General features: G+C 54.9%; 25 protein-coding genes. 6 read left to right on the top strand and 19 right to left on the bottom strand.

Translation table 11 applies throughout. The annotated features are described in order from the left end of the window. Nucleotides 1-41: 41 nt before the first annotated feature. A complete protein-coding gene (locus RB620_RS12990) occupies nucleotides 42-1,463 on the bottom strand; it encodes a S41 family peptidase (protein ID WP_308094923.1) in 1,422 nt (473 codons plus the stop codon). Nucleotides 1,464-1,557: 94 nt separating this feature from the next. On the opposite strand from RB620_RS12990, the gene RB620_RS12985 reads away from it, so the two are divergent. Both RB620_RS12985 and RB620_RS12980 read left to right on the top strand, forming a co-directional pair. Continuing rightward, the gene (locus RB620_RS12985; protein ID WP_308094921.1) at nucleotides 1,558-2,352 is read left to right on the top strand and encodes a Cof-type HAD-IIB family hydrolase; all 795 of its coding nucleotides are present in this window, start codon (nucleotides 1,558-1,560) and stop codon (nucleotides 2,350-2,352) included. Between the two features lie 14 nt (nucleotides 2,353-2,366). Further along, nucleotides 2,367-2,588 (top strand): cysteine-rich CWC family protein, encoded by a 222-nt coding sequence (locus RB620_RS12980; RefSeq protein WP_308094920.1) that lies wholly within the window; start codon nucleotides 2,367-2,369, stop codon nucleotides 2,586-2,588. A gap of 120 nt (nucleotides 2,589-2,708) precedes the next feature. Here the strand turns inward: RB620_RS12980 and fur are convergent, their stop codons facing one another. From fur to RB620_RS12930, 10 genes are all read right to left on the bottom strand, one after another. Further along, nucleotides 2,709-3,185 (bottom strand): ferric iron uptake transcriptional regulator, encoded by a 477-nt coding sequence (gene fur / locus RB620_RS12975; RefSeq protein WP_308094918.1) that lies wholly within the window; start codon nucleotides 3,183-3,185, stop codon nucleotides 2,709-2,711. A gap of 280 nt (nucleotides 3,186-3,465) precedes the next feature. Continuing rightward, nucleotides 3,466-4,467 carry a sulfate ABC transporter substrate-binding protein gene (locus RB620_RS12970; protein WP_374121406.1) on the bottom strand — a complete coding sequence of 334 codons (1,002 nt, stop codon included), beginning with the start codon at nucleotides 4,465-4,467 and terminating at the stop codon, nucleotides 3,466-3,468. A 90-nt stretch (nucleotides 4,468-4,557) separates the two neighbouring features. Next, entirely contained in the window at nucleotides 4,558-5,622 is a 1,065-nt protein-coding gene (locus RB620_RS12965; protein WP_308094914.1) for a sulfate/molybdate ABC transporter ATP-binding protein, read from the bottom strand. A gap of 3 nt (nucleotides 5,623-5,625) precedes the next feature. Continuing rightward, the gene (locus RB620_RS12960; RefSeq protein ID WP_308094913.1) at nucleotides 5,626-6,423 is read right to left on the bottom strand and encodes a sulfate ABC transporter permease subunit; all 798 of its coding nucleotides are present in this window, start codon (nucleotides 6,421-6,423) and stop codon (nucleotides 5,626-5,628) included. Continuing rightward, nucleotides 6,420-7,181: a sulfate ABC transporter permease subunit CysT gene (cysT, locus tag RB620_RS12955; protein ID WP_374121405.1), complete on the bottom strand. Its 762-nt coding sequence runs from the start codon at nucleotides 7,179-7,181 to the stop codon at nucleotides 6,420-6,422. Before cysT ends, RB620_RS12960 begins: the two co-directional genes overlap by 4 nt. Nucleotides 7,182-7,442: 261 nt before the next feature. Continuing rightward, nucleotides 7,443-8,384: a DUF1861 family protein gene (locus tag RB620_RS12950; protein ID WP_308094910.1), complete on the bottom strand. Its 942-nt coding sequence runs from the start codon at nucleotides 8,382-8,384 to the stop codon at nucleotides 7,443-7,445. Beyond that, nucleotides 8,381-9,499 (bottom strand): glycoside hydrolase family 130 protein, encoded by a 1,119-nt coding sequence (locus RB620_RS12945; protein ID WP_308094908.1) that lies wholly within the window; start codon nucleotides 9,497-9,499, stop codon nucleotides 8,381-8,383. Before RB620_RS12945 ends, RB620_RS12950 begins: the two co-directional genes overlap by 4 nt. Before the next feature lie 29 nt (nucleotides 9,500-9,528). After that, on the bottom strand, nucleotides 9,529-10,407 hold the full coding sequence (locus RB620_RS12940; RefSeq protein WP_308094906.1) for a carbohydrate ABC transporter permease: 879 nt from the start codon (nucleotides 10,405-10,407) through the stop codon (nucleotides 9,529-9,531). An 11-nt stretch (nucleotides 10,408-10,418) separates the two neighbouring features. Beyond that, on the bottom strand, nucleotides 10,419-11,408 hold the full coding sequence (locus RB620_RS12935) for a carbohydrate ABC transporter permease (protein WP_308094903.1): 990 nt from the start codon (nucleotides 11,406-11,408) through the stop codon (nucleotides 10,419-10,421). Nucleotides 11,409-11,474: 66 nt separating this feature from the next. Continuing rightward, nucleotides 11,475-12,776, bottom strand: coding sequence for an ABC transporter substrate-binding protein (locus RB620_RS12930; RefSeq protein WP_308094902.1), 1,302 nt, complete (start codon nucleotides 12,774-12,776; stop codon nucleotides 11,475-11,477). 212 nt (nucleotides 12,777-12,988) lie between these two features. Here RB620_RS12930 and RB620_RS12925 point away from each other — a divergent pair, with 212 nt between their 5' ends. Then, nucleotides 12,989-13,993 (top strand): LacI family DNA-binding transcriptional regulator, encoded by a 1,005-nt coding sequence (locus tag RB620_RS12925; RefSeq protein ID WP_308094900.1) that lies wholly within the window; start codon nucleotides 12,989-12,991, stop codon nucleotides 13,991-13,993. A 65-nt stretch (nucleotides 13,994-14,058) separates the two neighbouring features. Here the strand turns inward: RB620_RS12925 and RB620_RS12920 are convergent, their stop codons facing one another. The 7 genes from RB620_RS12920 to RB620_RS12890 all read right to left on the bottom strand — a co-directional run bounded on the left by RB620_RS12920 (nucleotide 14,059) and on the right by RB620_RS12890 (nucleotide 21,715). After that, nucleotides 14,059-14,694, bottom strand: coding sequence for a YigZ family protein (locus tag RB620_RS12920; protein WP_308094898.1), 636 nt, complete (start codon nucleotides 14,692-14,694; stop codon nucleotides 14,059-14,061). Nucleotides 14,695-14,718: 24 nt separating this feature from the next. Beyond that, nucleotides 14,719-16,068: a glucose-6-phosphate isomerase gene (locus RB620_RS12915; protein ID WP_308094897.1), complete on the bottom strand. Its 1,350-nt coding sequence runs from the start codon at nucleotides 16,066-16,068 to the stop codon at nucleotides 14,719-14,721. Nucleotides 16,069-16,189: 121 nt separating this feature from the next. Further along, nucleotides 16,190-16,711, bottom strand: a complete 522-nt coding sequence (locus tag RB620_RS12910; protein WP_308094895.1) for a DUF420 domain-containing protein — start codon at nucleotides 16,709-16,711, stop codon at nucleotides 16,190-16,192. A 472-nt stretch (nucleotides 16,712-17,183) separates the two neighbouring features. Further along, entirely contained in the window at nucleotides 17,184-17,501 is a 318-nt protein-coding gene (gene ppnP, locus RB620_RS12905) for a pyrimidine/purine nucleoside phosphorylase (RefSeq protein ID WP_308094894.1), read from the bottom strand. 64 nt (nucleotides 17,502-17,565) lie between these two features. Further along, nucleotides 17,566-19,581 (bottom strand): transketolase, encoded by a 2,016-nt coding sequence (gene tkt / locus RB620_RS12900; RefSeq protein ID WP_308094893.1) that lies wholly within the window; start codon nucleotides 19,579-19,581, stop codon nucleotides 17,566-17,568. Nucleotides 19,582-19,634: 53 nt separating this feature from the next. Continuing rightward, nucleotides 19,635-20,471, bottom strand: a complete 837-nt coding sequence (purU, locus tag RB620_RS12895) for a formyltetrahydrofolate deformylase (protein ID WP_308094891.1) — start codon at nucleotides 20,469-20,471, stop codon at nucleotides 19,635-19,637. 113 nt (nucleotides 20,472-20,584) lie between these two features. Then, nucleotides 20,585-21,715, bottom strand: coding sequence for a deoxyribonuclease IV (locus RB620_RS12890; protein ID WP_308094890.1), 1,131 nt, complete (start codon nucleotides 21,713-21,715; stop codon nucleotides 20,585-20,587). A gap of 100 nt (nucleotides 21,716-21,815) precedes the next feature. Between RB620_RS12890 and RB620_RS12885 the strand changes: the two genes are divergently transcribed. From RB620_RS12885 to RB620_RS12875, 3 genes are all read left to right on the top strand, one after another. After that, a complete protein-coding gene (locus RB620_RS12885; RefSeq protein WP_308094888.1) occupies nucleotides 21,816-22,253 on the top strand; it encodes a DUF2621 domain-containing protein in 438 nt (145 codons plus the stop codon). A gap of 98 nt (nucleotides 22,254-22,351) precedes the next feature. After that, on the top strand, nucleotides 22,352-22,846 hold the full coding sequence (locus RB620_RS12880) for a hypothetical protein (RefSeq protein WP_308094887.1): 495 nt from the start codon (nucleotides 22,352-22,354) through the stop codon (nucleotides 22,844-22,846). A 20-nt stretch (nucleotides 22,847-22,866) separates the two neighbouring features. Further along, nucleotides 22,867-23,781 carry a TIGR01777 family oxidoreductase gene (locus RB620_RS12875; protein WP_374121404.1) on the top strand — a complete coding sequence of 305 codons (915 nt, stop codon included), beginning with the start codon at nucleotides 22,867-22,869 and terminating at the stop codon, nucleotides 23,779-23,781. A 37-nt stretch (nucleotides 23,782-23,818) separates the two neighbouring features. On the opposite strand, the gene RB620_RS12870 is transcribed toward RB620_RS12875, so the two are convergent. Beyond that, nucleotides 23,819-25,408 (bottom strand): DUF6382 domain-containing protein, encoded by a 1,590-nt coding sequence (locus RB620_RS12870; RefSeq protein ID WP_308094884.1) that lies wholly within the window; start codon nucleotides 25,406-25,408, stop codon nucleotides 23,819-23,821. Nucleotides 25,409-25,440: the final 32 nt, after the last annotated feature.

The following is a 25,440-nucleotide window of genomic DNA, read 5'->3' as shown; positions in this document are numbered from 1 at the left end:
CGGCGCCGGGATAGTCCTTTCGCTTTCGGATTCGCTTTCGCTTACTGCTGCTTCAGCAGCTCTATGCCTTTCTTCACCTGCGTGTCTTCCTGCTTCAGCTTCGCGCGCAGCAGCTCAATCAGCTTATAGCTGGTCGCGTCGCCGAACTTGCCGGTAACGTCCAGTCCATGGTCGCCCTGGAACTTGCGAAGAGCGGCTTCCGCCTCCGCGTCGAACAAGCCGTCTTGGCCAACAGGCGCATAGCCGAGCGCCCCAAGCATGCCTTGCAGCGACTTGACCTCGTCTCCGTAGCTCCCGCGCTTCAGCACCGTGCCAAGGGCGAGCTGACGCAGCGAAGCGTATTCCGGCAGCGCGACGACATGATCCGGCGCGACGCCTTGTTTGTTGATCCACGTGCCGCCCGGCGTCTTCCACTGCGCTTCCGTCAGGCTGATCACGGACCCGTCCTTGAACTGCTTGAAGCCTTGCACGACGCCCTTGCCGTAGGTCTTCTCACCGACAAGGACAGCTCCTGCCGATTCCTTCAGTGCCGATGCGAGCACCTCGCTCGCGCTAGCGGAACGTCCGTTCACGAGCACGACGATCGGCGCCTTCCACTCTTCCTGCTGTTTGGACTTTAGCGATACGATTCTTCGTTCGTTTTTGTAGACGATGTCCAGAATTTTTTTGTCCTTGGGTATGAGGATGCTCGCGATTTCGGTTGTCGGCTGCAGAAGACCTCCGGGATTCGAGCGAAGGTCGAGCAGCAAACCCTTCAGCTCGCCATCCGCCTTCAGCTTCTCTAGCTCCGCCTTGAACTCCTTAGCCGTCTCTTCCGCGAACCGGCTGATCGTAATAAGCCCAATGCCCCCTTCAAGCCTCTCTGAGGTGACGGTATGCACGGGGATGGCTGCCCGCTTCATCGTAAATTCCAGCGGCTCCTGCTCGGCAGCCCTGTGGACGCGGATCTTGATCGTCGTGCCTTCGTCTCCCCGCACGATGCCCAGCAGATCCTGCAACGTCTTGCCGGTGACGTCCTTGCCGTCTACCGCGATGATCACATCGCCCGGCTGCAGCCCCGCCCGTTCCGCCGGCGTATCTTTGATGATTACGCTTATCATCACTTTGCCGTCCTCTTGCTTCATCTCCGCCCCGATGCCGTAGAACTGGCCTTCGTACGACTGCGTGTACTCTTCCCCCTTGTCGCCGGCCAAATAATGCGAATATGGATCTTCCAGCGCCTCAACCATGCCGGTCGCCGCTCCTTGAATGAGCTGCTCCGGCGTCGCGCCGTTCAAATAATCGTTTAGGATATGGGTGTAAGAAGCGTTAAACTGCTTGAATAGCGGTTCCTTGATAACCGGATACCGCGTTCCCATGAACATCATGCCGAGCGCGAAGCCGGCGGCGAGCAGCAGGATCGCCCCGATCGCGTAGAGGGCGCCGGAGCGCTGCTTCGCCTGGGTTGACGCATTATTGTACATGTGATGATCTCCTTGTATGTAGGCTCGAATTTCGCTACAATCAACTTTATTATGACGATAGAGACTGGATGCCGAGAGGAGCCTTACCGTACTTATGTATAAGCTGATTGCCATTGATGTAGACGATACGCTGCTGACTGACGAATTGACCGTGACCGAAGGGACCAAAAAAGCGATGGAAGCCGCAATAGCCGCGGGTGTGACCGTTACGCTCGCGACCGGTCGCATGTTCGCGTCGGCGCAGAAGATTGCCCGCCAGATCGAACTTAATGTACCTATTATTACGTATCAGGGAGCGCTAGTCAAAACGCTGCTGGACGGCCAGGTGCTCTACGAGCGCAACGTGCCGACGGACGCCGCAGTCGAGTTGCATGAATATTGCCAAAAGCAAGGGCTTCATCTGCAACTGTACGTAGACGACGAGTTGTACGGGACGGAGGATAACGACCGGATTAAGGCCTACTCCAAGCTGTCCAACATACCTTACAAAATCGAACCCGATTTCGACAAACTGATCCGTAAGCCGATGAACAAAATGCTCGTCATCGACGATCCTGCCCGCCTAGACGAAATCGCGCTCGAGCTTGCCCCGCTGATCGGCGACCGGGTCCATATTACGAAGTCCAAGGCGCATTACCTGGAGTTCATGCACAAAGAAGGGACCAAAGGCCACGCTTTGCAATTCATGGCCGAACATCTCGGCTGCACGATGGATCAGACCATAGCCATGGGCGATGCCTGGAACGATCGCGAGATGATTCAGGCGGCCGGGCTCGGCGTTGCCATGGGCAATGCGATCGACACGCTGAAGGAGATCGCCGACTACGTCACGTTCTCCAACAATGAAGAAGGCGTTAGGCATGTCATCGAAAAATTCGTTTTGTCCTAAGGAGTGACGAATCCATGACGGACCGCTGCCCGATCTGCGGAAGCGATAATGGCTGCGCGCTGAAGGAACCGGGGACGAAGGCTAACGAGTGCTGGTGCTTCCATGCAAAGTTCCCGCAAGAGCTGTTGGCGCTCGTGCCAGAAGAAGCGCGGAATAAATCCTGCATATGCCGCCATTGCACGGAAGGCTTCTCCTCCGCCGAAGAATCTTCCTCTCCGGCAGACCCGCGATCGTAATCCATACGAAATGATCAAAGAAACCGCCGGAATAATAGCTTCCGGCGGTTTCTTATTGATAAAGCAAGCAACCTAATCGATTGATTCAACAAGCAAAGAACACCCGATTCATGCATTCGCTTACGAAACAGCTTTGTTCCCCCGCTTGCATTCGCCATTCGAACATTCCTTGTAATTGCCGATAAAATCAAGCCGGTGATCAAGCACTTTAAATCCGTATTCGCGCTCAAGCCTCTCTTCCAGCTCCGTCAGCCAGTCTTCCTTGATCTCGTCCAGCGCGCCGCATTTCTCGCAGATCAGATGATGGTGCATATGCTCTTGGCCTTCGCCCCGAAGATCGTATCTCGCGACTCCGTCGCCGAAATTCATCTTCGCTACAACCTGCAGATCCGCCAGAAGCTCCAGCGTCCGGTAGACCGTCGCAAGCCCGATCTCCGGAAACTTCTCCTTCACGAGCATATATACGTCCTCGGCGCTCAAGTGGTCTTGTTCGTTCTCCAGCAGCACGCGCACGATGATTTCCCGTTGCGTCGTCAGCTTGGAGCCGTTCTCCATCAGCGCCCGTTTTATTTTGTCGATCTCAGCCGAAACGTTCATTCCGCTCCGCTCCCTTCCGCCGAATCATCTATTTTTGGTTTACGTGTATGATTATTCATATACCAAAGCAAATAATTTAGAATTATTCTAAACTAATGGTAGTCGATTTGGGCCGATAATGCAATCTCAATATGCGAACGTTCGGGTCCCGTTCAGTCGATCATTGCATCACGCGAGACATCTCCCTATTCTATAGCAATAACGCGATTGACTCAACCGAAAAAACCAACCGACTCGCAAGGAGGTCGGCTGGTTCCGGTTAGCTTATTCATATCCTCATCTAAATGCCGGCGAGCACCTGGTACCACACGCCCTTCTTGGCATACAGTTTCTTCCGCACTTCGTCCCATCCGCCCAAATACGAAATATCGAACAACCCTTCCGGTACCGCGAATTGACCGCTCGTCTCCTGCTTCACGACGGGACTAACCGGGCGGAAGCCGTGATTGACAAAGATGCGCTGGGCTTCTTCGGTGTGAAGATAAGCGATGAACGCTTCGGCTACTTTCCGCGTTCCGTGTTTGTCGACGTTCTTATCCACGACCGCCGCGGGATTCTGAATTAATATCGTATGTTTCGGCACGACGATCTCGTAAGGCACGCCCTGCTGAATGCGTGCTCTCAGCTCGTTCTCGTACGTCACGATGACGTCGCCTACTCCGTATTCGAAGGCAGCCATTGAAGCCCGGCCGCTCTTGTCCAGCGACTCCACATTCGCGTGGATCGCCTCCAGGAACGACTTCGCGTAAGCCTCCGATTTCGTGCCTTCGAGCTCCTCCGACCGTTTGAGACCCGCGCCATAAATCGCGTTAATATCCCACTGCGCGCCGCCGGACGTCTTCGGATTCGGATAAAGCACCTTCACTCCGTCCTCCGTCAGGTCTTCCCAGTCCCGGATGCCAAGCGGATTGCCTTCCCGCGTGCCGAGCACCACGATGGATTCCGTAATCATTCCGCCCTCGCTGCCTGCGCGCCAATCATGATCGATGAATCCCGCGGTTTCGATCTTATCGAGGTCGCCTTCCATCGCCAGCACCGCCACGTCGGCTTCGAAACCTCCCGCGATGGCCCTTGCTTGCGTGCCGGACGCTTCGTACGATTCCTGGAAAACCACCCGCTGCCCTGTCTCCTTCAGCCATTGCTCCTGAAATGCCGGCAGCAGCTCCGCAAACGCATCCCTTACAACGGAATAAGCGCCCACGACTAACGTTACGTCTCCTTGCAGAGCATCGACAGCGGCTTCTTCCTTTCCGCAGCCGGCCGCGGTCAAGATCGTCGTCATTATGATCAACGAAGCGAGCAGCCGCTTGTGTAATTCTCGAATTCGTATCATCTGGTCAACAACTCTTTCTCGTGAAAGTCGTTAGCGTGATTAGATATGGATCGGCATCGGATCGACCTTCAGCGGATTCTCCATGATCCAGCTGTCATTGTCGTTGAACATATACGCACGGTGTACCAGCACATGGACTTGTTCGCCTACCTGGAGCACTTCCCTCTCCAAGGAGCGGTACGTGATGAGTTTCGTATCCCCGATCGCGAGCTCCACCATCCATTCGCTGCCGCGAAAATGAAGATGCCGGACCGTAGCCGGCATTGCCGCCGATGCAAGCTTGATCTCGCCCGGCTTGCCGTGCTCGATGTATTCCGGACGGATAAGCGCCTTCGTGCCCGGGAGCTCGACGGCCGCGTCGAAACCTTTTAACGAAGAAATATTGTCTACGATCGTCGATTCGCCGATAAAGCTTGCGACGAACGGCGTCTCTGGATTTTTGTAAATCGCCCATGGGCTGCCTTTCTGCTCCAAGCGGCCTTTGTTAATGATCATGATTTCGTCGGCGACCTCGATCGCTTCCTCTTGGTCATGCGTAACGAAGATCGACGTAATGCCGACGCGCTCGATCATATCCTTGAGCCAAGTGCGGAGCTCTGTCCGGATCTTCGCGTCGATCGCCGCGAACGGCTCGTCGAGCAGCAGCAGCTGCGGCTCCGGCGCTAACGCTCTCGCGAACGCGACCCGCTGGCGCTGGCCGCCCGACAGTTGGTGCGGGTAACGATGCTCGAAGCCTTTGAGGCCCGTCAGTTCGACCAGATACATGACCCGCTCGCGGATCTTCTCCTTCGACAGCTTCTTCACCTTAAGTCCGAACGCCACGTTATCGTAAACCGTCATATGTTTGAACAGCGCATAGTTTTGGAACACGAATCCGATGCCGCGCTCTTGCGGAGGCAGATCGTTGACGCGTTTGCCATGGAACACGATATCACCGCTGGACGGCGTCTCGAGACCCGCCAACATGCGAAGAATGGACGTCTTGCCGCCGCCGCTTGGGCCGAGCAATCCGATCAGCTTGCCCTTCTCGATGTCGAAGCCAACGTCTTTCACGGCGTGGAAGTCGCCGAAGCTTTTACTTAATCCGCGCACTTCAATATGCATGGGCTAATGCACTTCCTTTCTTTTCTTCGACCACTCCATTAGCAGCAGGAGTCCGACGGAGACCGCGGCAAGCACCAGCGCGATTCCGTTCGCGGCCACCACATTGAAATTTTCGACATCCTGATAGACGAGCGTGGTAGCCGTCTGCGTTTTGTTCATAATATTCCCGGAAACGACGAGAACCGCACCGAACTCGCCAAGCGAGCGGGCAACCGTCAGAACGACGCCGTAGATGACGCCCCAGCGGATGGACGGCCAGGTTACTTTCCAGAAGGTGTACCAGGAATACGCGCCGAGGGTAGAGGCCGCTTCTTCCTGCTGCGCGCCGATCTCTTGCAGCACCGGCATCACTTCGCGGACCATAATCGGGAACGTGACGAACAACGTCGCTAGTATCATGCCGGGCAGAGCGTATACGATATCGACGCCCATATCCGCGAACAACGCCCCGATAACCGTCCCAGGTCCCAAGATCAACACGATCATCAGTCCGCCGATAACCGGCGACACCGCGAACGGAAGGTCGACCACGCTGTTCAGCAGTCGTTTCAGCTTCGGTCCGAGCCACTCGGCTCTAACCAGGTACAACGCAAGCATAACGCCGAATATAGTATTGATTGCCGTCACGACGACGACGATGATGCCCGTCATCATTAAGGCATGGATGGATTGCGGTCGAGACAAGGCGTCCCAGAAGCCTTGCAGGCCATCCTCCCAAGCGCCGGTGAAAATTTTGACCAGCGGCACGATGAGGAGAAGAGCGAACACGACGTAAGTTAGAACGATCCACAGCCTTCTCATGGCTTCGACCTCCTAGCCTGCAGCTGGTTCACAACCCAGAGAATCAGGAAGGATAACGTAAGCAGCATGACAGACACGGCTGCGGCTCCTTGCGGATTGTTGCTTTCAATCTCTCCAAAAATATAAACCGATGCGACCAGCGTCTTGCCGGGAATATTGCCCGCTACCAGCACGACGGCTCCGAATTCCGCCAGCCCTCTGGAGAAAGCGAGCATCGCGCCGCTCAGAATGCCAGGAAGCATCGTCGGGAAGATGACGCTGAAGAACGTTTTCGCCTTGGAGGCGCCGAGCGTATAGGCGGCTTCCTCTTCCGAACGATCCAGCTCTTCCAGCAGCGGCTGAATGGCCCGGATGACGAACGGAAATGTAACGAACAGCATCGCGATGACGATGGCGGGTTCATGAAATACGATTTCGATGCCTACTGCTTGCGCCAACTCGCCCACCAAGCTGTTCGGACCGAGCAGAAGCAGGATAAGCAGGCCGCCGACTGCGGTCGGCAGCGCGAAAGGCAAGTCAACCAGGCTGTTCAAGATGCTCCGGCCTGGGAACCTGTAACGGATCAGCACCCAGCCGATCATCGTTCCGATTAACATATTTAACAAAGTAGCGATCGCAGCCAGCTTCACGGTGAGCAAGACGGCCTTCCAAGCGAGCGGGTCCGAAATACTCTCCCAGAACGGCATCCAACCGAGCGAGAAGGACTGGGTATAAATTCCGATGATCGGCAACACGATAAGACAGATAAAATAAAGCATGATGGCGCTTCGGAACCCGAAGCTCCACGGTTTCCCACGGAATAAAGCATTCACTGTGACTTAACCCTCCAGACCATCGGCTCGAGCCGTAGGTGTCGCAAACGATAACTACATAATTCCTATTAACTTACTAGGTATTATAAATGTAGCATCCTCCCCTAAAGGAAGTCAATGGTTATTTAAGAAAAATGAATCGATGCTATAGTTTATGCTTATAGCATTAATGTGCCCCTGCGGATTCCGCAGGGGCTGACGTCGTTATTATTCAAATCCGATGAACGGATCCTCAATTTCGATCTTCTGAGCCTCGGCATCACTGATGCCTGCATACAATTCGGCCTTGCCTTCGGGAAGGCGCACAATGCCGCCGCTGAACACAACATCCTTTAGATCATCGCGCTTTGTCGGGCCCTCCACAAAATCCGCTCGTTCCGCGACGAGGCTCATCTCCGTATAAGCGCCTGTCAGCGGATCGTATGCGAATACCATCGGATAATAATGACGGTCTCCGCGTTCGTCGAAGCAGGCAACATGGCCAAGCACGCCCAACTTCCCGTTCGCGAGCAAATGAATTTCGTTCGCTCCGCCCCACTCTTCGTCCAGGAACTGCTCCAGCAGCGGCGCCTCGAGCACAACCTCCTTCGTCAACCGCTCCAGCGAAGGAACGGCGGTATAACCGATTTTCCCTCTGCCGCCTTTGGATCCCTGCGGTCTGGTGAATACGCCGACGCTGCCGTCCGCCAATTCGACCAGACGCAAATCCTTCATTTGATCGGGACCTTCATAGAATCGTTCCAAGCTCGCAATGCCGTCGCCCTTGTAGAAGACGGTTCGCCAGCTGAGCGCATTCTCCACTTCGGGGTGGGGGAAAGTCTGCACGCCGCCGAATACGAGCAGCCCTCCAATTCGGGTATGGAACGGGTCCTGCAGCTTGAACACGGGCGCACCATCCTTCGGCACCCATTTCTCCCCGCGACGGATAAAAAACCAGATCTCCGATTCCTCGCTGTCCCGGCTTTCCACGCGGCCGGCGATTACAAGCTCTCCCTCGTCTTCGAACGGTGCGGCAATGTTGTAAACATCCCGATCGCCCATTCCGTCAAACACGATTTTCTCCGCTTGCCCGGCTTTGCCGCCGCCGGCTCGGTAAGCCGCGAGCAGCTCGCTGCAAGCTTGTGTCCTGCCCTCTCGCCATGCCGTCATGACCGTGCAGCTCCTCTCTGTTCGCTTCTTCTTAACAAACTCATGAGCGGCTCAAGCTCAAACGAAACGCATGCAATCGAATCGTCGGCCGCGCCGTAATACATGATCGCTTGGCCAACGTTCACGACTGTGCCGCATGCAAAGATGACATTTTGGAAAAATCCACTTGTCTCGTAATCCGCTTCCGGCGTCATAAACGGTTCGTCCATTCTGGCTATGACTCGTCCCGGGTCTTGCAGATCCAGCAGCGCAGCTCCCAAACAATACCGGTTATCGCGGTCCGCCCCGTGATACAGAATGAGCCAGCCGTCCTCCGTCTTGATCGGTACGCAGCCCGCTCCGATTCGTGTGTCGTCCCACTTCTTGGACCTAAGTCCCATCAGGAAACGATGGCCGCCCCAATGCTTCAGGTCGGGAGACGAGGCGATCCACATCTCCGGCTCGCCTAGCCCTTCGGGAACCGGACGGTGCAGCATGTAGTAGCTGCCGCCGATCGTTTCCGGGAAAAACGCCACATCTTTGTTCGTCGGCGCCAGGATCATGCCTTCCCGCCGGAAGGAGACAAAATCTTCGGTCGTCATCATCCCTACGGCAACGCCTTTGTCGGATACGGCGCTGTAAGCAATGTAATACTTGCCGTTCAAATCCGTTATCCGCGGATCTTCAATCCCCCATCTCTCCATCGGCCCTTCAGGCAAGACTGTCGGGCGCTCGTCGATCTCGAAGCTTACGCCGTCCCGGCTGCGCGCAACGCGCAGATGCGAAATCGAGGTCAAATACAACGTATTTCCTTCCAGATCGCGAATGACGCGAGGATCGGAGAAGTCCAGCTCCGAATCGTTCCGGTCGAGTTCAATCGTACGCATAACGGGCATGTCGGCATGGCCCTCTACCCGGTCGCAGTTCAGCACCGGAACAAGCGCCTTGCGCGGATCCGCTTGAACGGGACGTTCTGCTACTCGAACGAGCAGAATCGTCTCGTCGCCATGCTGCGCGACGCCTGCATTAAATGCGCCAAGCACCTCCCAGTCCGGGAAAGACGGCTTGATGTCCTTTGGCGTTATGATCGGATTGCCTGCGAATCGTGTAATTTCTATTGTTTTGTCTATAATCAATGTAGCTCCTCCTATCCGTAAACCCAAACTTAATCTTTAATGCCCGTAAACGTGATACCTTCGATAAAATAGCGCTGCGCCGCAAAAAACAGCAGGATCACCGGCAGCGCAACCAGTGTCGACATTGCCATCAAATAATTCCATTGAGGCGCTTCGTTAACGCCGCCCATAAAGAAATACATGCCGACGTTCAGCGTATACAGCTCCATGTTGGACAAATAAATGAGCGGGCCGAGAAAGTCGTTCCAATAGCCTCGAAAGGCGAATATGGCGACTGCCATCAACGCCGGCTTCACTTGCGGAAGCATGATGTGATAGAACGTCTGGAAGAAGTTCGAGCCGTCGATCTCGGCCGCATCGTCCAATTCGCGCGGGAGCGTAAGAAAAAATTGGCGAAGCAAGAAGATATAAAACGGCCCCCAAGCCGTCCATGCCCGCAGCACCAGCGGATCAAACTGTCCGACCAGACCGAATTCCTGCCAGATGAGGAAGGTCGGAATCAGCGTGACGTGAAACGGCAGCATCATCGTCGCCAGCAACACGAGAAACAGAAAGTCGCTGCCAGGGAAACGGAACCTCGCGAAGCCATAGGCGACGATCGTGGCGCTGGCCAGCTCCGCCGTGATCCCGAGCGCCACAATAAAGACGGTGTTAAACAAATATTGATTAAACGGCATTGCCGTCCAAGCATCGACGAAGTTATGCCACTGCGGCGGATCCGGGATCCATTGCGGCGGCCAAGCGAATATATCCCCTTCGGCTTGCAAGGCGGTCGATACCATCCAGAAGAACGGAACAAGAATGACGACGGCAAGAAAGACGACGATGCCGTAGATCAAGACGCGATTAATGGCTCTGACCCGCTTGCCGGAGAACGCCCGCGTCCGAGCGGAATATCTATTTTCCATGAGATTGCCTCCTATCGTTTGACATCCGATTCATAATGAACCCATGCAGGGCTGGATCGGAATACAAGCAGCGTCATCGCCAGAATGATGACGAACAACACCCAGGCGATTGCCGAGGCTTCACCCATTTGCAATTGCGTAAACCCGCGCTCGTACACGAGTTGATTCATAAACTTGCCCGCTGAAGACGTCGGACGCACAAACATGGCGATTGTAAAAATTTGCAGCGCGCCGATCATGCCCATAATCACTTGCAGCAGAATAACCGGCGATATTTGCGGAATTGTAATATGTTTGAACTTCGACAACGATCCCGCTCCGTCAATCTCCGCCGCCTCGTACAACGAACGCGGAACCCCTTGCAGGCCGGCGAGGAACACAACGGTGTTCGTTCCGAATATTCCCCACAAGCTCATAATGACAAATGCGCCAAGGACATACGTCGGATCGCCGAACCAATTCGGTTTATCGATGCCGAACAACTGGAAGAACGGAGACAACACATAATTGATGATTCCGGTTTCACTGTTGAACATCCAGCGCCATAGCAGCGCCACCGCAACCTCCGGCATAACCGCCGGCAAGAAGAAGATCGTTCGGAACGTGCCGTTGCCCTTCAGTTTGTTGTTTAGCAGCATGGCCACCAGCAGCGCGCCCATCACGCCAAGCGGCAAGGACAAGGCGGCATACATCAGGGTAACCCTTACCGAAGGCCAGAACTCGACGTCCTGAGTAAACAACTTGACGTAATTGCCCAGTCCAACCCACTCGGCGCCTCCGAAAATCGTTGATTTCGTGAAGCTTAGATATAACGAATTGCCCAAGGGATACAACGTAAAGACAAGAAAACCTACAAGCCACGGCGATACCAGAGCCAGGCCGATCGCTTGTTTCTTCTTCCACCCAAATCTCGAGAAGACGAAATACAATACACAACCGATGACAAGCAATAACGCCGGCACCAGAATCCATCGCATCAACGTAGCCAGATGGTTGTCCATAACGCCCCCTCCTTTCTCAGTATGATAAAGGGAGGAGGCAACGCCCTCCTCCCTCTTATCGGCTCGTCACTTTTTTAATGCGGCCTCTAACAACGGCTTCACGCTCGCGATCAGATCGTCCGGGTCAGCCCCTGCGTTAACGATTGGATCCATCAACTGCGTCCAATAAATGTTGTCCCAATCCGGGTACTGCTCGGAGTAGCGGTAAGGACGGGCATATTCCATCGAAGCGATGATCGCTTCCAGGGAATGCGTTTTTTTCGGATGCAGCTTCTGCAGCGTCTCAAGATCGGCCAGCGAAGCGCGCGGCGGCATGATCTTCCAGTGATGGATGGCGTCCGTCAAGTCCAGCAAAGCGTCGACGGCTGTATCCTTATGTTTTGTTTTGGCATTGATGCCCATGCCGAGAATATCGCCGAATGTCGCATGAATGCCGGTCGGACCCGCAGGAACCATAAACGCCTGCACGTTCTCGATCGTTGAATCGAGATCGTCGGCCGCGCCGCCCATGAACATGGCGACTTGACCGTCGCGGAACATCTTGTCGAAGCCGCGGTCGCGAATAATTTGCTGCGGCGGAGTCAGCGGCCCGTTCACCAAGTCCGCGTAGAAGTTCAGCGCTTCTACCGCTTCCTTGGAATCGATCGGAGAAGCGCCGTCTTCGGTCAGGACGTCTCCGCCGTTCTGCCAGATAAACATTTGAGAAGGCGGCCAGCCATTCAGTGTGAAGCCCCATTGCTGAGTCGACTTGTCGTCGAAGCCCGCGTCTCCCGGGTGGTTGCCATTCGCATCCTTCGTCAGCTTGGTCGCTGCTGCGATCATGTCATCCCATGTCCAATTCTCGTCGGGATACGTGACGCCCGCTTCATCGAACATTCCTTTGTTCACATACAGCATAACCGGCTGTTGCAGCCACGGCAGACCGTACACTTTGTCCTTGTTCGTGAACGGCTGGAGCGACGCCTCATAATAATCGTCGAGCTGCCCTGCAGGATGATCGGATTCATTTAGCCGATCCGTAATGTCCAGCATTGCGCCTTGAGCCGCGAATTGCGCCGCCCGCTGCGCGTTGATCCAGAACAAGTCCGGGCCGGTGCCGCCGGTCAGCTGCGTAATCAAGCGCGTATCGTACTCGGCCGGATTAGAATCTTGAATGAGCGTATACGTTGTAGACTTGGCGTTAATGTCGTCAATCAGCTTCTGAAGCTCCTTCGCTTCGTCCGCTCCCGCCCAGGTCGCCAATCGGATCTCTACCTTTTTGTCCGGCTTTCCTTCGTCGCCCTTGCCGCTGCCGCCGCCCGAGCAAGCCGCCATAGTCAAGGAACTTGCAAGCATAAGTGCCGTCATGAACGAAAATCGTTTGTTCACATGAAATCCCCCTCTTAAATGAAAGTAAGTAACTCTTTTTGTAACGTTACAATATAATTACAATTACATTATCTAATTAGTTGACAGCGCTGTCAAGGAAAAGTTGCAAACGCTTTATAAAACGATACCATTTACAATTTGACAAAGTGAGTGTATATTGATTTGTAACGTTACAAAACATAAAGAAACTATGCGGATAGCGAGGGGCAGTTATGAACAAGAAGCAAAAGGTCGTGATGCAAGACATTGCCGATCGCCTAAGTATCTCCAAAAACTCCGTATCGCAAGCGTTGTCGGGCAAGGACGGCGTCAGCGAGGAGACGAAGATGAAAATTCTCCAGACCGCCGACGAGATGGGCTATCAATATAAAAAAAAGCAAGTGTCCGGCGCCAATGCTCCAACCAAAACGATTGGGCTTATTGCTTCCGAATTTGCTTTTTCCATGAAAAACTTTTTTGGCGAAATCTATTTGTCCATTGAACGCGAAGCGCAAAAAAACGGCATTACCTTAATGATTCAATCCGTATCTCCATCCATGCGCGACCGGCTGATCATGCCTTCCTTCATTCAGGACGGAAGCGTGGACGGCATCTTTATCTTGTCGCATATCAGCACCGAATATATTAAACAAGTGATCGCCCAAGACATTCCGAGCGTATTGATCGACCACCACCACCCTCTCTTGTTATCCGATGCCGTGTTAACCAACAATCGATTCGGCGCTTATATGGCAGTTAAACATCTGCTGGATCTCGGGCATCGCAAGATCGGTCTGATTGGGAATATTGACGCTTCGCCAAGCTATCTGGAGCGCTGGGAAGGGTATATACTGGCCATGCGCGAGCACGATGCCGCCGTCAATCAGGAGCATGTATTCGTTGACGTGATCGAGGACGAGACGAGGATCGACACCGTCGTACGGTCGATCGAACAGCAGCCTGACGCATGGTTCTGCCTGAATGACGGATTCGGCTATTATGTATGCTCCTCGTTGAAGGCGCTCGGCTATCGCATTCCCGAACAAATCGCGATTTGCGGATTTGACAACACGCATTTCTCTCAAATGTGTATCCCGAAGCTGACAACGATGGATATCGACATTCCGTTCTTCGCGCACAAGGCATTCTCCCAGTTGCTGTGGCGCATGCAGAACCCTGACGAGGTGTATCAGGAAGTGCTGCTTCCGACTGCATTGGTCAAACGCGAATCCACGTAACGCAGGGAGACGAAACAAGGCTGTCCCCGAGGTCATCATAGACCCTAGAGACAGCCTTTTTGCTCTTATTCGCCTTCTATATAATAGCGGCTCTCGCCTTCCGTGATCGTCACTTGCCCCTGCGTCAGATCGGTCATCCACGCAATGAACGACTCCTTCTCCGGCTCCTCGGGCAGACAGCAGACGATAACGCGGTCCGTGAATTCGGTGCCGCCCACTCTCGTCCCGCGGCCGTGCAGCTCGTTCTCTAGCTTGCCGTACCACGTATAGTCGACGTCGACGAATACTTCCCGGTGAAGAACGAGCTCGATCTCGCCGGCGGCCTCGATGCCCGCGACGGCGCCGTCCGTATAGGCGCGGACAAGGCCGCCGGCGCCGAGCATGATGCCCCCGAAGTACCGCGTCACGACGACGGCGACGTTCTTCAATCCCTTGTTCTTGATGACTTCCAGAATAGGCTTGCCCGCCGTTCCGCTCGGCTCTCCGTCATCGGACGCCTTCTGGTGCTGGTCGCGCTCCCCTACCACGTAAGCGGAGCAGTTATGCGTGGCTTGCCGGTGCAGCCGCTTGATCTCCTCGATGTAGGCGACCGCTTCCTCCTCGGATTGCACGGGCTTCGCGTGACCGATAAACCGTGACTTTTTAATCACGATTTCGTTATGAGCTTCTTGCCTGACCGTCCTATACCTGATTAGATTCATCTCGCTTGTTCCCGCTTCCGGGAACTACAAGCGCGCTTCCAGCTCGGCCTTTTCCTTCTCGAAGCCCGGTTTGCCGAGCAGCGCGAACATGTTGCGCTTGTAAGCCTCGACGCCCGGCTGGTCGAACGGATTCACTCCGAGCAAGTAGCCGCTGATGCCGCAAGCTTTCTCGAAGAAGTACACCAGGTAGCCGAACGTGTACGGCGTCATGTCCGCGATGTTCACGATCAGGTTCGGAACTTGACCGTCCGTATGCGCCAGCAGCGTGCCTTCGAACGCCTTTTTATTTACGAAGTCCATCGTTTTGCCCGTCAGGAAGTTAAGACCGTCCAGGTTATCGTCGTCATGGCCGATCGTGATATGCTCCGCCACTTCCTTCACTTGAATGACCGTCTCGAAAATGTTCCGGTTACCCTCTTGGATGAACTGGCCCATGGAATGCAGATCGGTCGAGAAGTCGACGGACGCCGGATAGATCCCTTTGTAGTCCTTGCCTTCGCTTTCGCCGAACAGTTGCTTCCACCATTCCGACACGAAATGCAGGTTCGGCTCGTAATTGACGAGAATTTCCGTCACTTTGCCTTTGCGGTACAAGGCGTTCCGAGCAGCCGCGTACTGGTAAGCTTCGTTCTCGGCCAGATTCGGATTGCCGTACTCCTTGGAAGCGTCGGCCGCGCCTTGCATCATGGCGTCGATGTCGATGCCCGCAACCGCGATCGGCAGGAGACCAACGGCCGTAAGAACGGAGTAGCGGCCGCCCACATCGTCCGGAATGACGAACGATTCGTACCCTTCCTCGTTCGAAAGCTTTTTGAGCGCGCCCTTCTCTTGATCCGTCGTTGCGTAGATGCGTTTGCGCGCTTCTTCCTTGCCGTACTTCTTCTCAAGCTCCGCGCGGAAGACGCGGAAAGCGATGGCAGGCTCCGTCGTCGTGCCGGATTTGGAGATGACGTTGATCGACCAGTCTCTGCCTTCGAGCAGCCCAAGCAGATGCGTCACGTAAGTCGAGCTGATGTTGTTGCCCGCGAACAGCACTTGCGGCGTCTTGCGCTGCTCCTTCGTTTGGATATTGTAAAACGAATTCGAAAGCATCTCGATCGCCGCGCGCGCGCCGAGATAAGATCCGCCGATGCCGATGACGATCAGCACTTCGGAGTCGGATTGAATTTTGGCGGCTGCTTGTTTGATCCGCGCGAATTCTTCCTTGTCGTAGTTCGTCGGCAGATCGATCCAGCCGAGGTAGTCGGAGCCTGCTCCCGTACCGTTATGTAATTGGCTGTGCGCCGCTTTGACTTGCTCCGTCAGATTGTCGATTTCGTGTTTGCCGATGAAGGCCAGCGCTTTGCCGTAATCGAATTGAACCGTTTTGCTCATGGTTACTGTTTCCCCCTAGTTTCCAACTATTTTTTAAGAATATCGGATTTACCCCGCAAACACAAGCTTCTAGGGTATGGTTCCCCGCCATGGAAGAGCCGCGTTTCCCGCTTGCCGGCGCTTAATAATAGGGCGATATCATGAGATACACGACTACTCCGGTGAAGCTGACGTACAGCCAAATCGGCATCGTCCATCTCGCGATCCGGCGATGTTTCTCGACCTGGTTCGTCATCCCCCGGACGGCGGATAGCAGCGCGAGCGGCACGACAACGACGGCCAATACGATATGCGTCAGGAGCACGAAGAAGTAGATTCCCCTCAATAGGCCTTCGCCGCCGTATTTGGTCGATTCGGTGAGGTAATGGTACGTCACGTACGAGGCGAGGAACAATGTCGTGGACAAGAACGCTAGGCCGATAAAAGCACGGTGCATTTTTACGTTTTTGTTCCGGATCGCGAACAGCGCGACAAGTAGCGTTAGAAACGTAAAGCTGTTGAAAATCGCGTTCAGCAGCGGCAGCACTTTGACGTCGAAGCCGATCTCGCCTTCGTAAGCCGGCAAGAAGAACAAAATGGCGACAAGCGCCACGATGACGACCGTGAGTACGGCTACTAACGGCGTGTAATTTTTTTCTTTCATGGATCGAATCCCCCTAGTCGTGACTTGTCATGGTTGTCTTAACTGTAGCCCATTTGGCATGCGGAATTCAATGCAGCAGCGATGACGTTTATGTGAAATCGCAATGCCGGGCGGGGAGGACTGGGCAAATGTAGCTGGAATTTCGCGCACAATGAGGTCAATGGGCAGGGTGGCGAGCCAATGTAGCTGGAATTTCGCGCACAATGAGGTCAATGGGCAGAGTGGCGAGCCAATGTAGCTGGAATTTCGTACACAATCATGTCAATGGGCAGCGTGGCGAGCCAATGTAGCTGGAATTTCGTACACAATCAGGTCAATGGGCAGGGTGATTGACTATTATAGCTGGAATTTCGTACACAATCATGCCAATGGGCAGGGTGGCGAGCCACTTAGTTGCAATTTTATGTGTGGGCGCCCCATCAACGCAAAGGGCTGCATTGCCGTAGCGATGCAGCCCTTATCCCAATATGGATTACTCGTAGATATACGAGCAGCAGTAGTCCGTCACTTCAGCAACCTGAAGCTTGAATTTCGTGTTGGCAGGCACTTTGAACTCGCCTTCGCCTTGAATGTGCAGCCATTCCGTCTCGCCAGGCAGAAGCACCTTCAGGTCGCCTCCCAGAATCTCCATGATTTCCAGGCAGTCCGTACCGAATTCATAGTCGCCTGGCAACATAATGCCAAGCGTCTTCTTCGTGCCGTCCGCGAATACGACCGCGCGGCTCGTTACTTTGCCATCGAAATATACGTTGGCTTTTTTGATTACCGTTACATTCTCGAATTGCGACATGAGTGATCTGATCTCCTTTTTCTCGATGGGACATTTATTGATAAGGCTCAGGAAGTCAACCGTTCTACAGCAGTGCTTTCACCTTGCTGACAACGTTCTCTACCGTGAAGCCGTATTCCTTGATCACGCGATCGCCAGGGGCGGAAGCGCCGAAACGGTCGATCGCCAGAATATCTCCTTGGTCGCCTGTGTAACGCTCCCAGCCGAACGGATGAGCCATCTCGATCGCGAGGCGGGCTTTCACGCCAGGCAAAATGACGGAATCTCTGTACGCCTTCGGCTGCTTCTCGAACAGATCCCAGCTTGGCATGCTGACGACGCGCACCTGGATGCCCTCTTCCGCCAATGCTTTCTGGGCGGCAACGGCAAGCTGTACTTCGGAGCCCGTAGCGAGCAATTGCGCTTGAGGTTCGCCGCTGGCATCGGAGACAACGTAAGCGCCTTTGCTTATGTTCTCGCGAGCGCCCGTTACCGTTCCTTCCAAAATTGGCAGGTTCTGGCGCGTCAATACGAGCGCTACCGGATTGCCTTTGTTCTCCGTCGCGTAAGCCCAAGCCGCGGACGTTTCGTTCGCGTCCGCCGGACGGATCACCGTCAAGCCAGGGATGATGCGAATGGAAGCCAGCTGCTCGATCGGCTCATGCGTCGGTCCGTCTTCGCCGACCGCGATGGAATCATGCGTCAGCACGTATACGACAGGCAGATTCATCAGCGCGGCCAGACGAATGGCAGGACGCAGGTAGTCCGTGAACACGAAGAACGTGCCCCCGAACACTTTGATGCCGGAGTGCAGGCTAATCCCGTTCATCGCGGCGGCCATGCCGAATTCGCGAACCCCGAAGTAAATATTGCGTCCGTCGTAGCTGCCCGGCTTGAACTGGGTCAGCCCTTTCAGATGCGTCATCGTGGAGCTCTCCAGGTCGGCGGAGCCGCCGGCCAAGTTCGGCACGCGTTTGGCCAGACCGTTCAGCGCGTTGCCGGAAGCGACGCGCGTCGACAATGGCTTGTCTTCCGTCGTGTAGGCAGGAAGATCGGCATCCCAGCCTTCAGGCAGGTTGCCTGCCGTAGCCAGCTCGAATTGTTTCGCCAGCTCCGGGTAAGTTTCCTTGTACGAAGCAAAAAGCGTGTTCCATGCCGCGTTCGCTTGCTCGCCTTTCGCTTTCACTTCGCCGAAGTGAGCGCGAACTTCGTCCGGCACGTGGAACTGTTGGTTCTCGTCCCAGCCATATACTTGCTTCGTCAGCTTCGTCTCGTCCGCGCCCAGCGGGGAGCCGTGCGGGCCGGCGTGGCCGCCTTTACCGCCTTTGTTCGGGCTGCCGAAGCCGATAACCGTCTTCACTTCGATGAGCGTCGGCTTCGACGTATCGGCTTTCGCTTCCGCGATCGCCTTCGTCAAAGCGCCAAGATCGTTGCCGTCGGCTACGCGAAGCACTTGCCAGCCATATCCTTCGAAGCGCTTCTGAACCGTCTCCGAATAGGAAAGATTCAGCTCTCCGTCAAGGGAGATGTCGTTGGAATCGTACAGCACGACGAGCTTGCCGAGCTGCAGATGGCCCGCCAGAGATGCCGCTTCATGGGAGATGCCTTCCATCAAGTCGCCGTCTCCGCAGATGGAGTACGTAAAGTGATCGATGACGTTATAGCCTTCTTTGTTATAGACGGCTGCAAGATGGGCTTCCGCCATCGCCATGCCGACCGCCATCGCCACGCCTTGGCCGAGCGGGCCTGTCGTTGCGTCTACGCCGGCCGTATGGCCGAACTCAGGATGGCCCGGCGTAAGCGAACCCCATTGGCGGAAGTTCTGCAGCTCTTCCATCGGAAGCGCGTAACCGGACAAGTGGAGCAGGCTGTACAGAAGCATGGAGCCGTGGCCGGCGGACAATACGAACCGGTCGCGGTTAACCCACTCCGGATTGGATGGGTTATGGTTCATATCCTTGGCGAACAATTGATAGCCCATCGGAGCGGCGCCCATCGGCATGCCCGGATGACCGGATTTTGCTTTTTCGATCGCGTCGATCGCAAGCGTGCGGATCGTATCGATCGAAAGCTGTTCAATGGATTTTTGCGTGACTGACATTTCTGTTTCCTCCTATTTGGTCAATCTCATTCCGAATATTGTATCACCCGCGATTAATTGAATACAACCGTCTTGTTCTGATGGACGATGACGCGATCCTCGATATGCCATTTCACGGCGCGCGCGAGCACGACGCGTTCGATGGTCCGCCCGATCCGCTTCAGATCGTCGACGTTGTCGCGGTGCGTGACGCGCTGCACGTCCTGCTCGATAATCGGTCCCCCGTCGAGCTCTTCCGTCACGTAATGCGCCGTTGCCCCGATAATTTTGACGCCGCGGTTATACGCTTGAGCGTAAGGCTTGCCGCCAACGAACGCAGGAAGGAAGGAGTGGTGAATATTGATGATGCGATTCGGGAACTGCTCGATGAATTTCGGCGAGATGATCTGCATGTAGCGGGCAAGCACGATGATGTCCGCCTTATCCGCCACGACCTCCATCTGCTTGCGTTCCGCTTCCGCCTTCGTATCCGCCGTAACCGGGATATGATGGTACGGGATGCCGAACGATTCCACCAGCTCCCGCATGTCGGGATGGTTGCTGATGACCATAGCGATCTCCGCATCGAGCTCGCCCGCGCGCCATTGCCACAGCAGCTCCATCAAGCAGTGATCTTCCTTGGAGACGAAGATGGCAAGACGTTTCTTGCGGCTCGCCCTGAACGTATGCCATTTCATCTGGAAGCGGTCGGCCACGCGCGCGAAGTCCTCGACTAGCACGGGCAGCTCGCGGTCCAGATCGTTCAGGTCGAATTCGAAACGGATGAAGAACATGCCGCCTTCGGGATCCATCGTATATTGGTCCGAAGAAACGATATTGGCGCCATGCTCATAGAGGAAATGCGATACGGCCGCGACGATGCCCGAACGGTCCGGACAGGAGATCAGCATCCGAGCGCGTCCTCCGTTTCCTTTCGAAGTTTTTGCAGGTTGGGATGACATCAGACGATTCTTCCTTTTCTATTGTAGATTTTGTTCGAATTTGAACATGCATTCCTGTTATCTTATGCTTTTACCAAAAGATCCTTCCCGGCGAACCACGCGGTCAAGCGCTGATTCACTTGCTCCTCCGTCAAATCGGACGATATCGGACCCTCGACTTCGAGCATGTCGTACAGGCGCTCCATCGGTTCGCGCGGGTCGGCTTTCTTCGCCTTCGCGTCGTTTTTCAGCAGCGTCCACGTATCGATCACGTACGATCTCGGGTCGATCTCGTGTTTGCCGAAGAAGCTATGCAGCCTCTCGACATCCTCAAGGAAGCTTTCGCCGAAGCGCTCCTTCACATCACCGCGCAGAAGCGAGATCTCGGCTTCGTACATCGGACGCTCCTTTTTGTCGACTTTGCCGATCCAAGGCGTTTCCAGGATAAACGGGCGATTCTTGAGCCCTTCGTGACGAATAATGCGCGAGATCGCTTCGTGGCCGAGCCAGCCGGCTCCGATTGGAGCATGGCGGTCCTTGCCCGCGCCTCTCGGGTTTTTGCTGTCGTTGACGTGAACCACGGCGACGCGGTCCAGGCCGACGATGCGGTCGAACGTTTCCAGCACGCCGTCCAGGTCATGGACCAGATCGTAGCCAGCGTCGTGCATATGGCATGTATCCATGCATACGGTCAGACGATGATTGTCTTTGACCTTCTCGATAATCGACGCGATCTCCTCGAAGCTGCGTCCGATTTCCGTTCCTTTGCCCGCCATCGTTTCGAGAGCGATGTTAACCCCCGTGCCGCTCGTGCCGGCGAGCACCTCGTTCAGGCCTTCGGCGATCCGGTTAATGCCGTACTCCGCGTCCTTGTCCGTGTAAGCGCCCGGATGAAGTACGATGTTGCGGACGCCGATGCTGTCCGTGCGGCGGATCTCTTCCTGCAGGAAGTTAACCGCGAGCTCGAACGTGTCGTCCTTATAGGAACCCAGGTTGACAATGTATGGGGCATGGACGACGATTTCGCCGATGCCGGCTTTCTCCATCAGCGCTTTGCCTTCTTCGATATATAACGTGTCGATCGGTTTGCGGCGCGTGTTTTGCGGCGCTCCGGTGTAAATCATGAACGAGCTGGAACCGTACGAGATTGCTTCTTCCGCTGCCGTTAGCAGCCCCTTGTCCGAAAATGAAACATGGGAACCTATTTTCAACATAACTTGAACGCCCCTTTCGGTTGATCAAACCTTATTTTACAAGGAATGTCGAAATAAATCTAGGAATACGATATAATTCATTATTGAGGTGACGTAAGGTATGGACGCAACGCCAAACTGGTTTATGTATTTTATCGTGTTCTGGGCAATCGTGATGGTACTCGCCATGTCCGTTGGCGGTTTCTTTATGTTTCGCAAATTCCTGAAGGTGCTGCCGATGAGGGACGGCAAGTCCAAGCTCGATTGGCAAAACTATTGGGTCGAACGCAGCCGCAGCATGTGGAACGACGAATCCAAGCAGTTTCTGGACGAGCTCGTGTCCCCGGTCCCGACCGCGTTCCGGGACATCGCCAAACATTCGATCGCGGCCAAGATCGGCCAAGTTGCCATCGAACACGGCTCCGCGTCCGTAACGCGCGAGCATTGCATCGAAGGGTACATAAGGGCAACACCGAAACGCGATTACCGGAGCCTGGTCAGTTTCCTAGAGCGCAAGGGTATCGACTATACGCCGTACGTGCATTTGATCAACAAATAGGCAAGAGGCGCCGAACCGCAAATCATGCGGGATGAGAAAAAATTCATGCAACCTCTCCATTCGCTAGATCGTCATACTACACAGGAGGTGGTTCATCCATGACGAACAAAATGAACAAGAAACGCACGAAAGCAGCAACGGCCGGAGCGCTGATGCTGGCAATCATGCTAACCGTATCCGCATGCGGCGCAGGCCAAGACAAGCCCGCGCAGAACGGCAACGGTACGACCGAAGCCGGCGTAAACGATCAATTGCCGGAGGAGAACGGGGTTCAAGAGCCTGGCTCGATCGGCTCGGGCGAGACGCCGCGATCGGAAGAAACGGCAACGACAGAGGGAGAAGCGGTTACCGAAGAACCTGCCGATCTCATCATCAGCAACGAAGGCATATACACCGGACAAATCGATCCGAATTCCATAGAAATCAAGTCGGATCAAGGCGCCGATTCGTATCAGATTACGGAGGAACTTGCTCCCGTAATCGAGGCGCTGCCGACAGACGCGGCGGTCACGTTCGAATATACCGAGAAGGTCATTGACAGCGAGCAAGGCATTAAGCAGCGTTGGCTGACGAAGATCGAAACAAAATCGTAGAACGAAGCGGAGTGATGGCGGTGCGGATAGCGGTGACGGGCGGAACGGGATTTATCGGCAAAGCCTTGGTGAAGGCTTTGGTTGAACGCGGCGATACGGTTTGGATCATATCTCGGCAAGCGGCATCGACTCCAGAAGCCGCCGACTCCCATCTTCGCTCCGTTAGCTGGGACATGCTGGAGAAGGAACCGGCCATTCTTGAAGGCATCGATACCATCGTTAATCTGGCCGGGGAAAGCATTAATCAGCGCTGGACGAAGTCGGCCAAGAATCGGGTACTGAGTTCCCGCCAATGGGCCGCCGCCCGCGTCGCTAAGCTGGTTCTCTCGCTCGAAGCCAAACCTTCGGTCGTCGTGAACGCTTCCGGCATTTCTGCATACGGGATTTCCGAACGCGATGTTTTTCATGAAAACAGCCCAACCGCCGTGACCGATTTCCTGTCCGGAGTCGTGAAACATTGGGAAGAAGCCGCCGACGCCATACCTGTTCCGAGGCTTGTGAAGCTTCGAATCGGCTTGGTGCTTGCCCGCAAGGGAGGAGCATTTCCTCTGATAGCCCTGCCTTACCGGTTGTTCGGCGGGGGCAGGGTCGGATCCGGCAAACAAGGCTTGTCGTGGATTCATATCGAAGACATGATCGGGCTTATCTTATTCTGCCTCGACAACGAAACGGTGTCCGGACCGGTCAACGCATCCGCTCCAGAGCCGGTCAGCAATGACGAATTCGGCAGAGCGGTCGGCCGTGCCTTAAGCAGGCCGCATTGGTTCCCGGTCCCGGCCGTTCTCATGAAAGCTCTGTTCGGCGAAATGTCCACGCTGCTGCTGGACGGTCAGCGCGCCCTGCCTACCAAATCGCTGGAGCTTGGTTTCCGCTTTTGTTACCCGACGCTGGATAAAGCCATGCGCCAGCTCCTGGTCAAATCCCACCATGAGTAACCGGCCATCATCAGGCTAACTGAAAATCCCCCCAGACTCAGCCTATCTTCAATTGATAAGCGGGTCCCTTGTTGCCCGCGAGTTGAATCGTATCGCCGACCGCTATCGGATACGACTTGTAAGGAACCATCATCGTCCCGTTCAGCAAACTTCCGTTTCGAGAGCCTAAATCTTTGGCCGCGTGGCAGCCTTGCTCCTTCACGATCTCGAGATGCAGCCGTGATACGCCATCCGCCTTTTCTTCATATCCGATGCCTTCGCCAGCCCTGCCGATTTGGAAACGGTCCGACTCGAGCGGGATTTCCTCTTCCTTTCCGTTCCAGCTTCGCTTCAAGACGATAATCGGTAATCCCGCTTGTGCATCGGCGCTGCCGCCGGCTTCGTTCGCGCCTAGGACAACCGTTGGCGGAAGCATGCCGCGATTCAAGGCGGCTGCATAACCATGATCCACGAGAGGTTTTCCGGGTAGTGCATAACTGCCAATGGAGCTTGTCGTCCCTCCTAGCCCTATCAAGCTCTCTCGGATTCTCGGGCGATTTTGCCATCGACTCTTCTGCTGCAACGGTTCGGATCGCGGTTCGAAAGCATCGAACGGCTCGTTCGAATTCGAATTCATATCCGATTCGTTGTCGGCAAGCAGCAGCTCCGTGCCTTTTCTCCAAAGCAACGCAGCCCCGACCAAAAGCAGCATGGTTAATCCCAAACTAACGAGCAGCGTTTGCGCTGACGGATGGCCCAAATAAACGAATCGCCATATACATGCCGCCCCAAGTACGAACGCCGTCACCGATAGCCACTTGCGCTTCTTGGATCGTTCGCTCGCGGAATCGAACCCATTATCAATATCCGCGTCCGGCGCCTCCATGCCGATCGGATTATCGACTCCCGAAACAAATGTCTCGGGCAAACGGCGCTCCGTATCGATTCGATTCGCATATGCATCGGCTTCGCCATATTCGCCGCCGTATCCCGCTCCCCCGCCAGGCGGTATCGCTGCCTTATGTTTTTTAGTGTGCACAAGCGATGCCGCATAAGCTGCGGATTCTCGCTTCGCATGACGGCTGCCCATCGCATCGAGCAGCAGCTCCCTTAGCTCGACAAGCGGCCATCGGTTGCCGTTGAACAGCTGAAGCATATCCCTAAGCCCTTCTCCATCCACGTTCTCGACATAAGCCGTCCATCTTGCAACCAAAGCCAGCAAATCGTCGCCTTGCGCGCTTTCTTCTCTCCGGCTATTCAGCGGTACGTAAACGAATGACAAATCTTCAAGGTTCTCCCCGGCAAAAATGAACGTATCGCCGAGCAAACAACCTTCCGGCCTTAACATGTAATCTCTGCATTCGATAAGCGCGCCTGCAACCTGCAAAATAAGACCATAAAATTGTTCCATCGTTAGCGGCTGATGCTGAAGCTTGTGCAGCAGCATCTTCTTCCCCGATAAGGAATACCGGAATGTGACGTTCCCGTCCATCTCGAGCCACTCCAGCGGAAGCAAGCAGGGAATGCGCTGGGACTTCAGCATGTTGATCTCCAGCTCGTCCAGATCCGATCGGCGAATGCCTCCTTCCCGGTCCAGCGTCATTTCATGTCCCCGCCCCATTACAAAATCAATTCGGTATGGCTTCATGGATACTCTCCTCCCTTTTCGAAATTAACGAT

Origin of the sequence: Paenibacillus sp. LHD-117, assembly GCF_030929555.1 — a bacterium.
In the GTDB taxonomy this organism is placed as follows: domain Bacteria; phylum Bacillota; class Bacilli; order Paenibacillales; family Paenibacillaceae; genus Pristimantibacillus.
Note: the sequence above shows the minus strand (reverse complement) of the source record. Positions and strands in the feature narration are given on the sequence as shown.

Coding starts and splice junctions, on each gene's coding strand:
- RB620_RS12920 (WP_308094898.1), bottom strand. CDS start 14,694: ATGAATCTAATCAGGTATAGGACGGTCAGGCAAGAAGCTCATAACGAA.
- RB620_RS12965 (WP_308094914.1), bottom strand. CDS start 5,622: ATGCATATTGAAGTGCGCGGATTAAGTAAAAGCTTCGGCGACTTCCAC.
- RB620_RS12870 (WP_308094884.1), bottom strand. CDS start 25,408: ATGAAGCCATACCGAATTGATTTTGTAATGGGGCGGGGACATGAAATG.
- fur (WP_308094918.1), bottom strand. CDS start 3,185: ATGAACGTTTCGGCTGAGATCGACAAAATAAAACGGGCGCTGATGGAG.
- ppnP (WP_308094894.1), bottom strand. CDS start 17,501: ATGTCGCAATTCGAGAATGTAACGGTAATCAAAAAAGCCAACGTATAT.
- RB620_RS12940 (WP_308094906.1), bottom strand. CDS start 10,407: ATGGAAAATAGATATTCCGCTCGGACGCGGGCGTTCTCCGGCAAGCGG.
- RB620_RS12980 (WP_308094920.1), top strand. CDS start 2,367: ATGACGGACCGCTGCCCGATCTGCGGAAGCGATAATGGCTGCGCGCTG.
- tkt (WP_308094893.1), bottom strand. CDS start 19,581: ATGTCAGTCACGCAAAAATCCATTGAACAGCTTTCGATCGATACGATC.
- RB620_RS12970 (WP_374121406.1), bottom strand. CDS start 4,467: ATGACGACGATCTTGACCGCGGCCGGCTGCGGAAAGGAAGAAGCCGCT.
- RB620_RS12885 (WP_308094888.1), top strand. CDS start 21,816: ATGGACGCAACGCCAAACTGGTTTATGTATTTTATCGTGTTCTGGGCA.
- RB620_RS12915 (WP_308094897.1), bottom strand. CDS start 16,068: ATGAGCAAAACGGTTCAATTCGATTACGGCAAAGCGCTGGCCTTCATC.
- RB620_RS12985 (WP_308094921.1), top strand. CDS start 1,558: ATGTATAAGCTGATTGCCATTGATGTAGACGATACGCTGCTGACTGAC.
- RB620_RS12960 (WP_308094913.1), bottom strand. CDS start 6,423: ATGAGAAGGCTGTGGATCGTTCTAACTTACGTCGTGTTCGCTCTTCTC.
- RB620_RS12935 (WP_308094903.1), bottom strand. CDS start 11,408: ATGGACAACCATCTGGCTACGTTGATGCGATGGATTCTGGTGCCGGCG.
- cysT (WP_374121405.1), bottom strand. CDS start 7,181: ATGCTTTATTTTATCTGTCTTATCGTGTTGCCGATCATCGGAATTTAT.
- RB620_RS12880 (WP_308094887.1), top strand. CDS start 22,352: ATGACGAACAAAATGAACAAGAAACGCACGAAAGCAGCAACGGCCGGA.
- RB620_RS12910 (WP_308094895.1), bottom strand. CDS start 16,711: ATGAAAGAAAAAAATTACACGCCGTTAGTAGCCGTACTCACGGTCGTC.
- RB620_RS12890 (WP_308094890.1), bottom strand. CDS start 21,715: ATGTTGAAAATAGGTTCCCATGTTTCATTTTCGGACAAGGGGCTGCTA.
- RB620_RS12925 (WP_308094900.1), top strand. CDS start 12,989: ATGAACAAGAAGCAAAAGGTCGTGATGCAAGACATTGCCGATCGCCTA.
- RB620_RS12990 (WP_308094923.1), bottom strand. CDS start 1,463: ATGTACAATAATGCGTCAACCCAGGCGAAGCAGCGCTCCGGCGCCCTC.
- RB620_RS12950 (WP_308094910.1), bottom strand. CDS start 8,384: ATGACGGCATGGCGAGAGGGCAGGACACAAGCTTGCAGCGAGCTGCTC.
- purU (WP_308094891.1), bottom strand. CDS start 20,471: ATGCTGATCTCCTGTCCGGACCGTTCGGGCATCGTCGCGGCCGTATCG.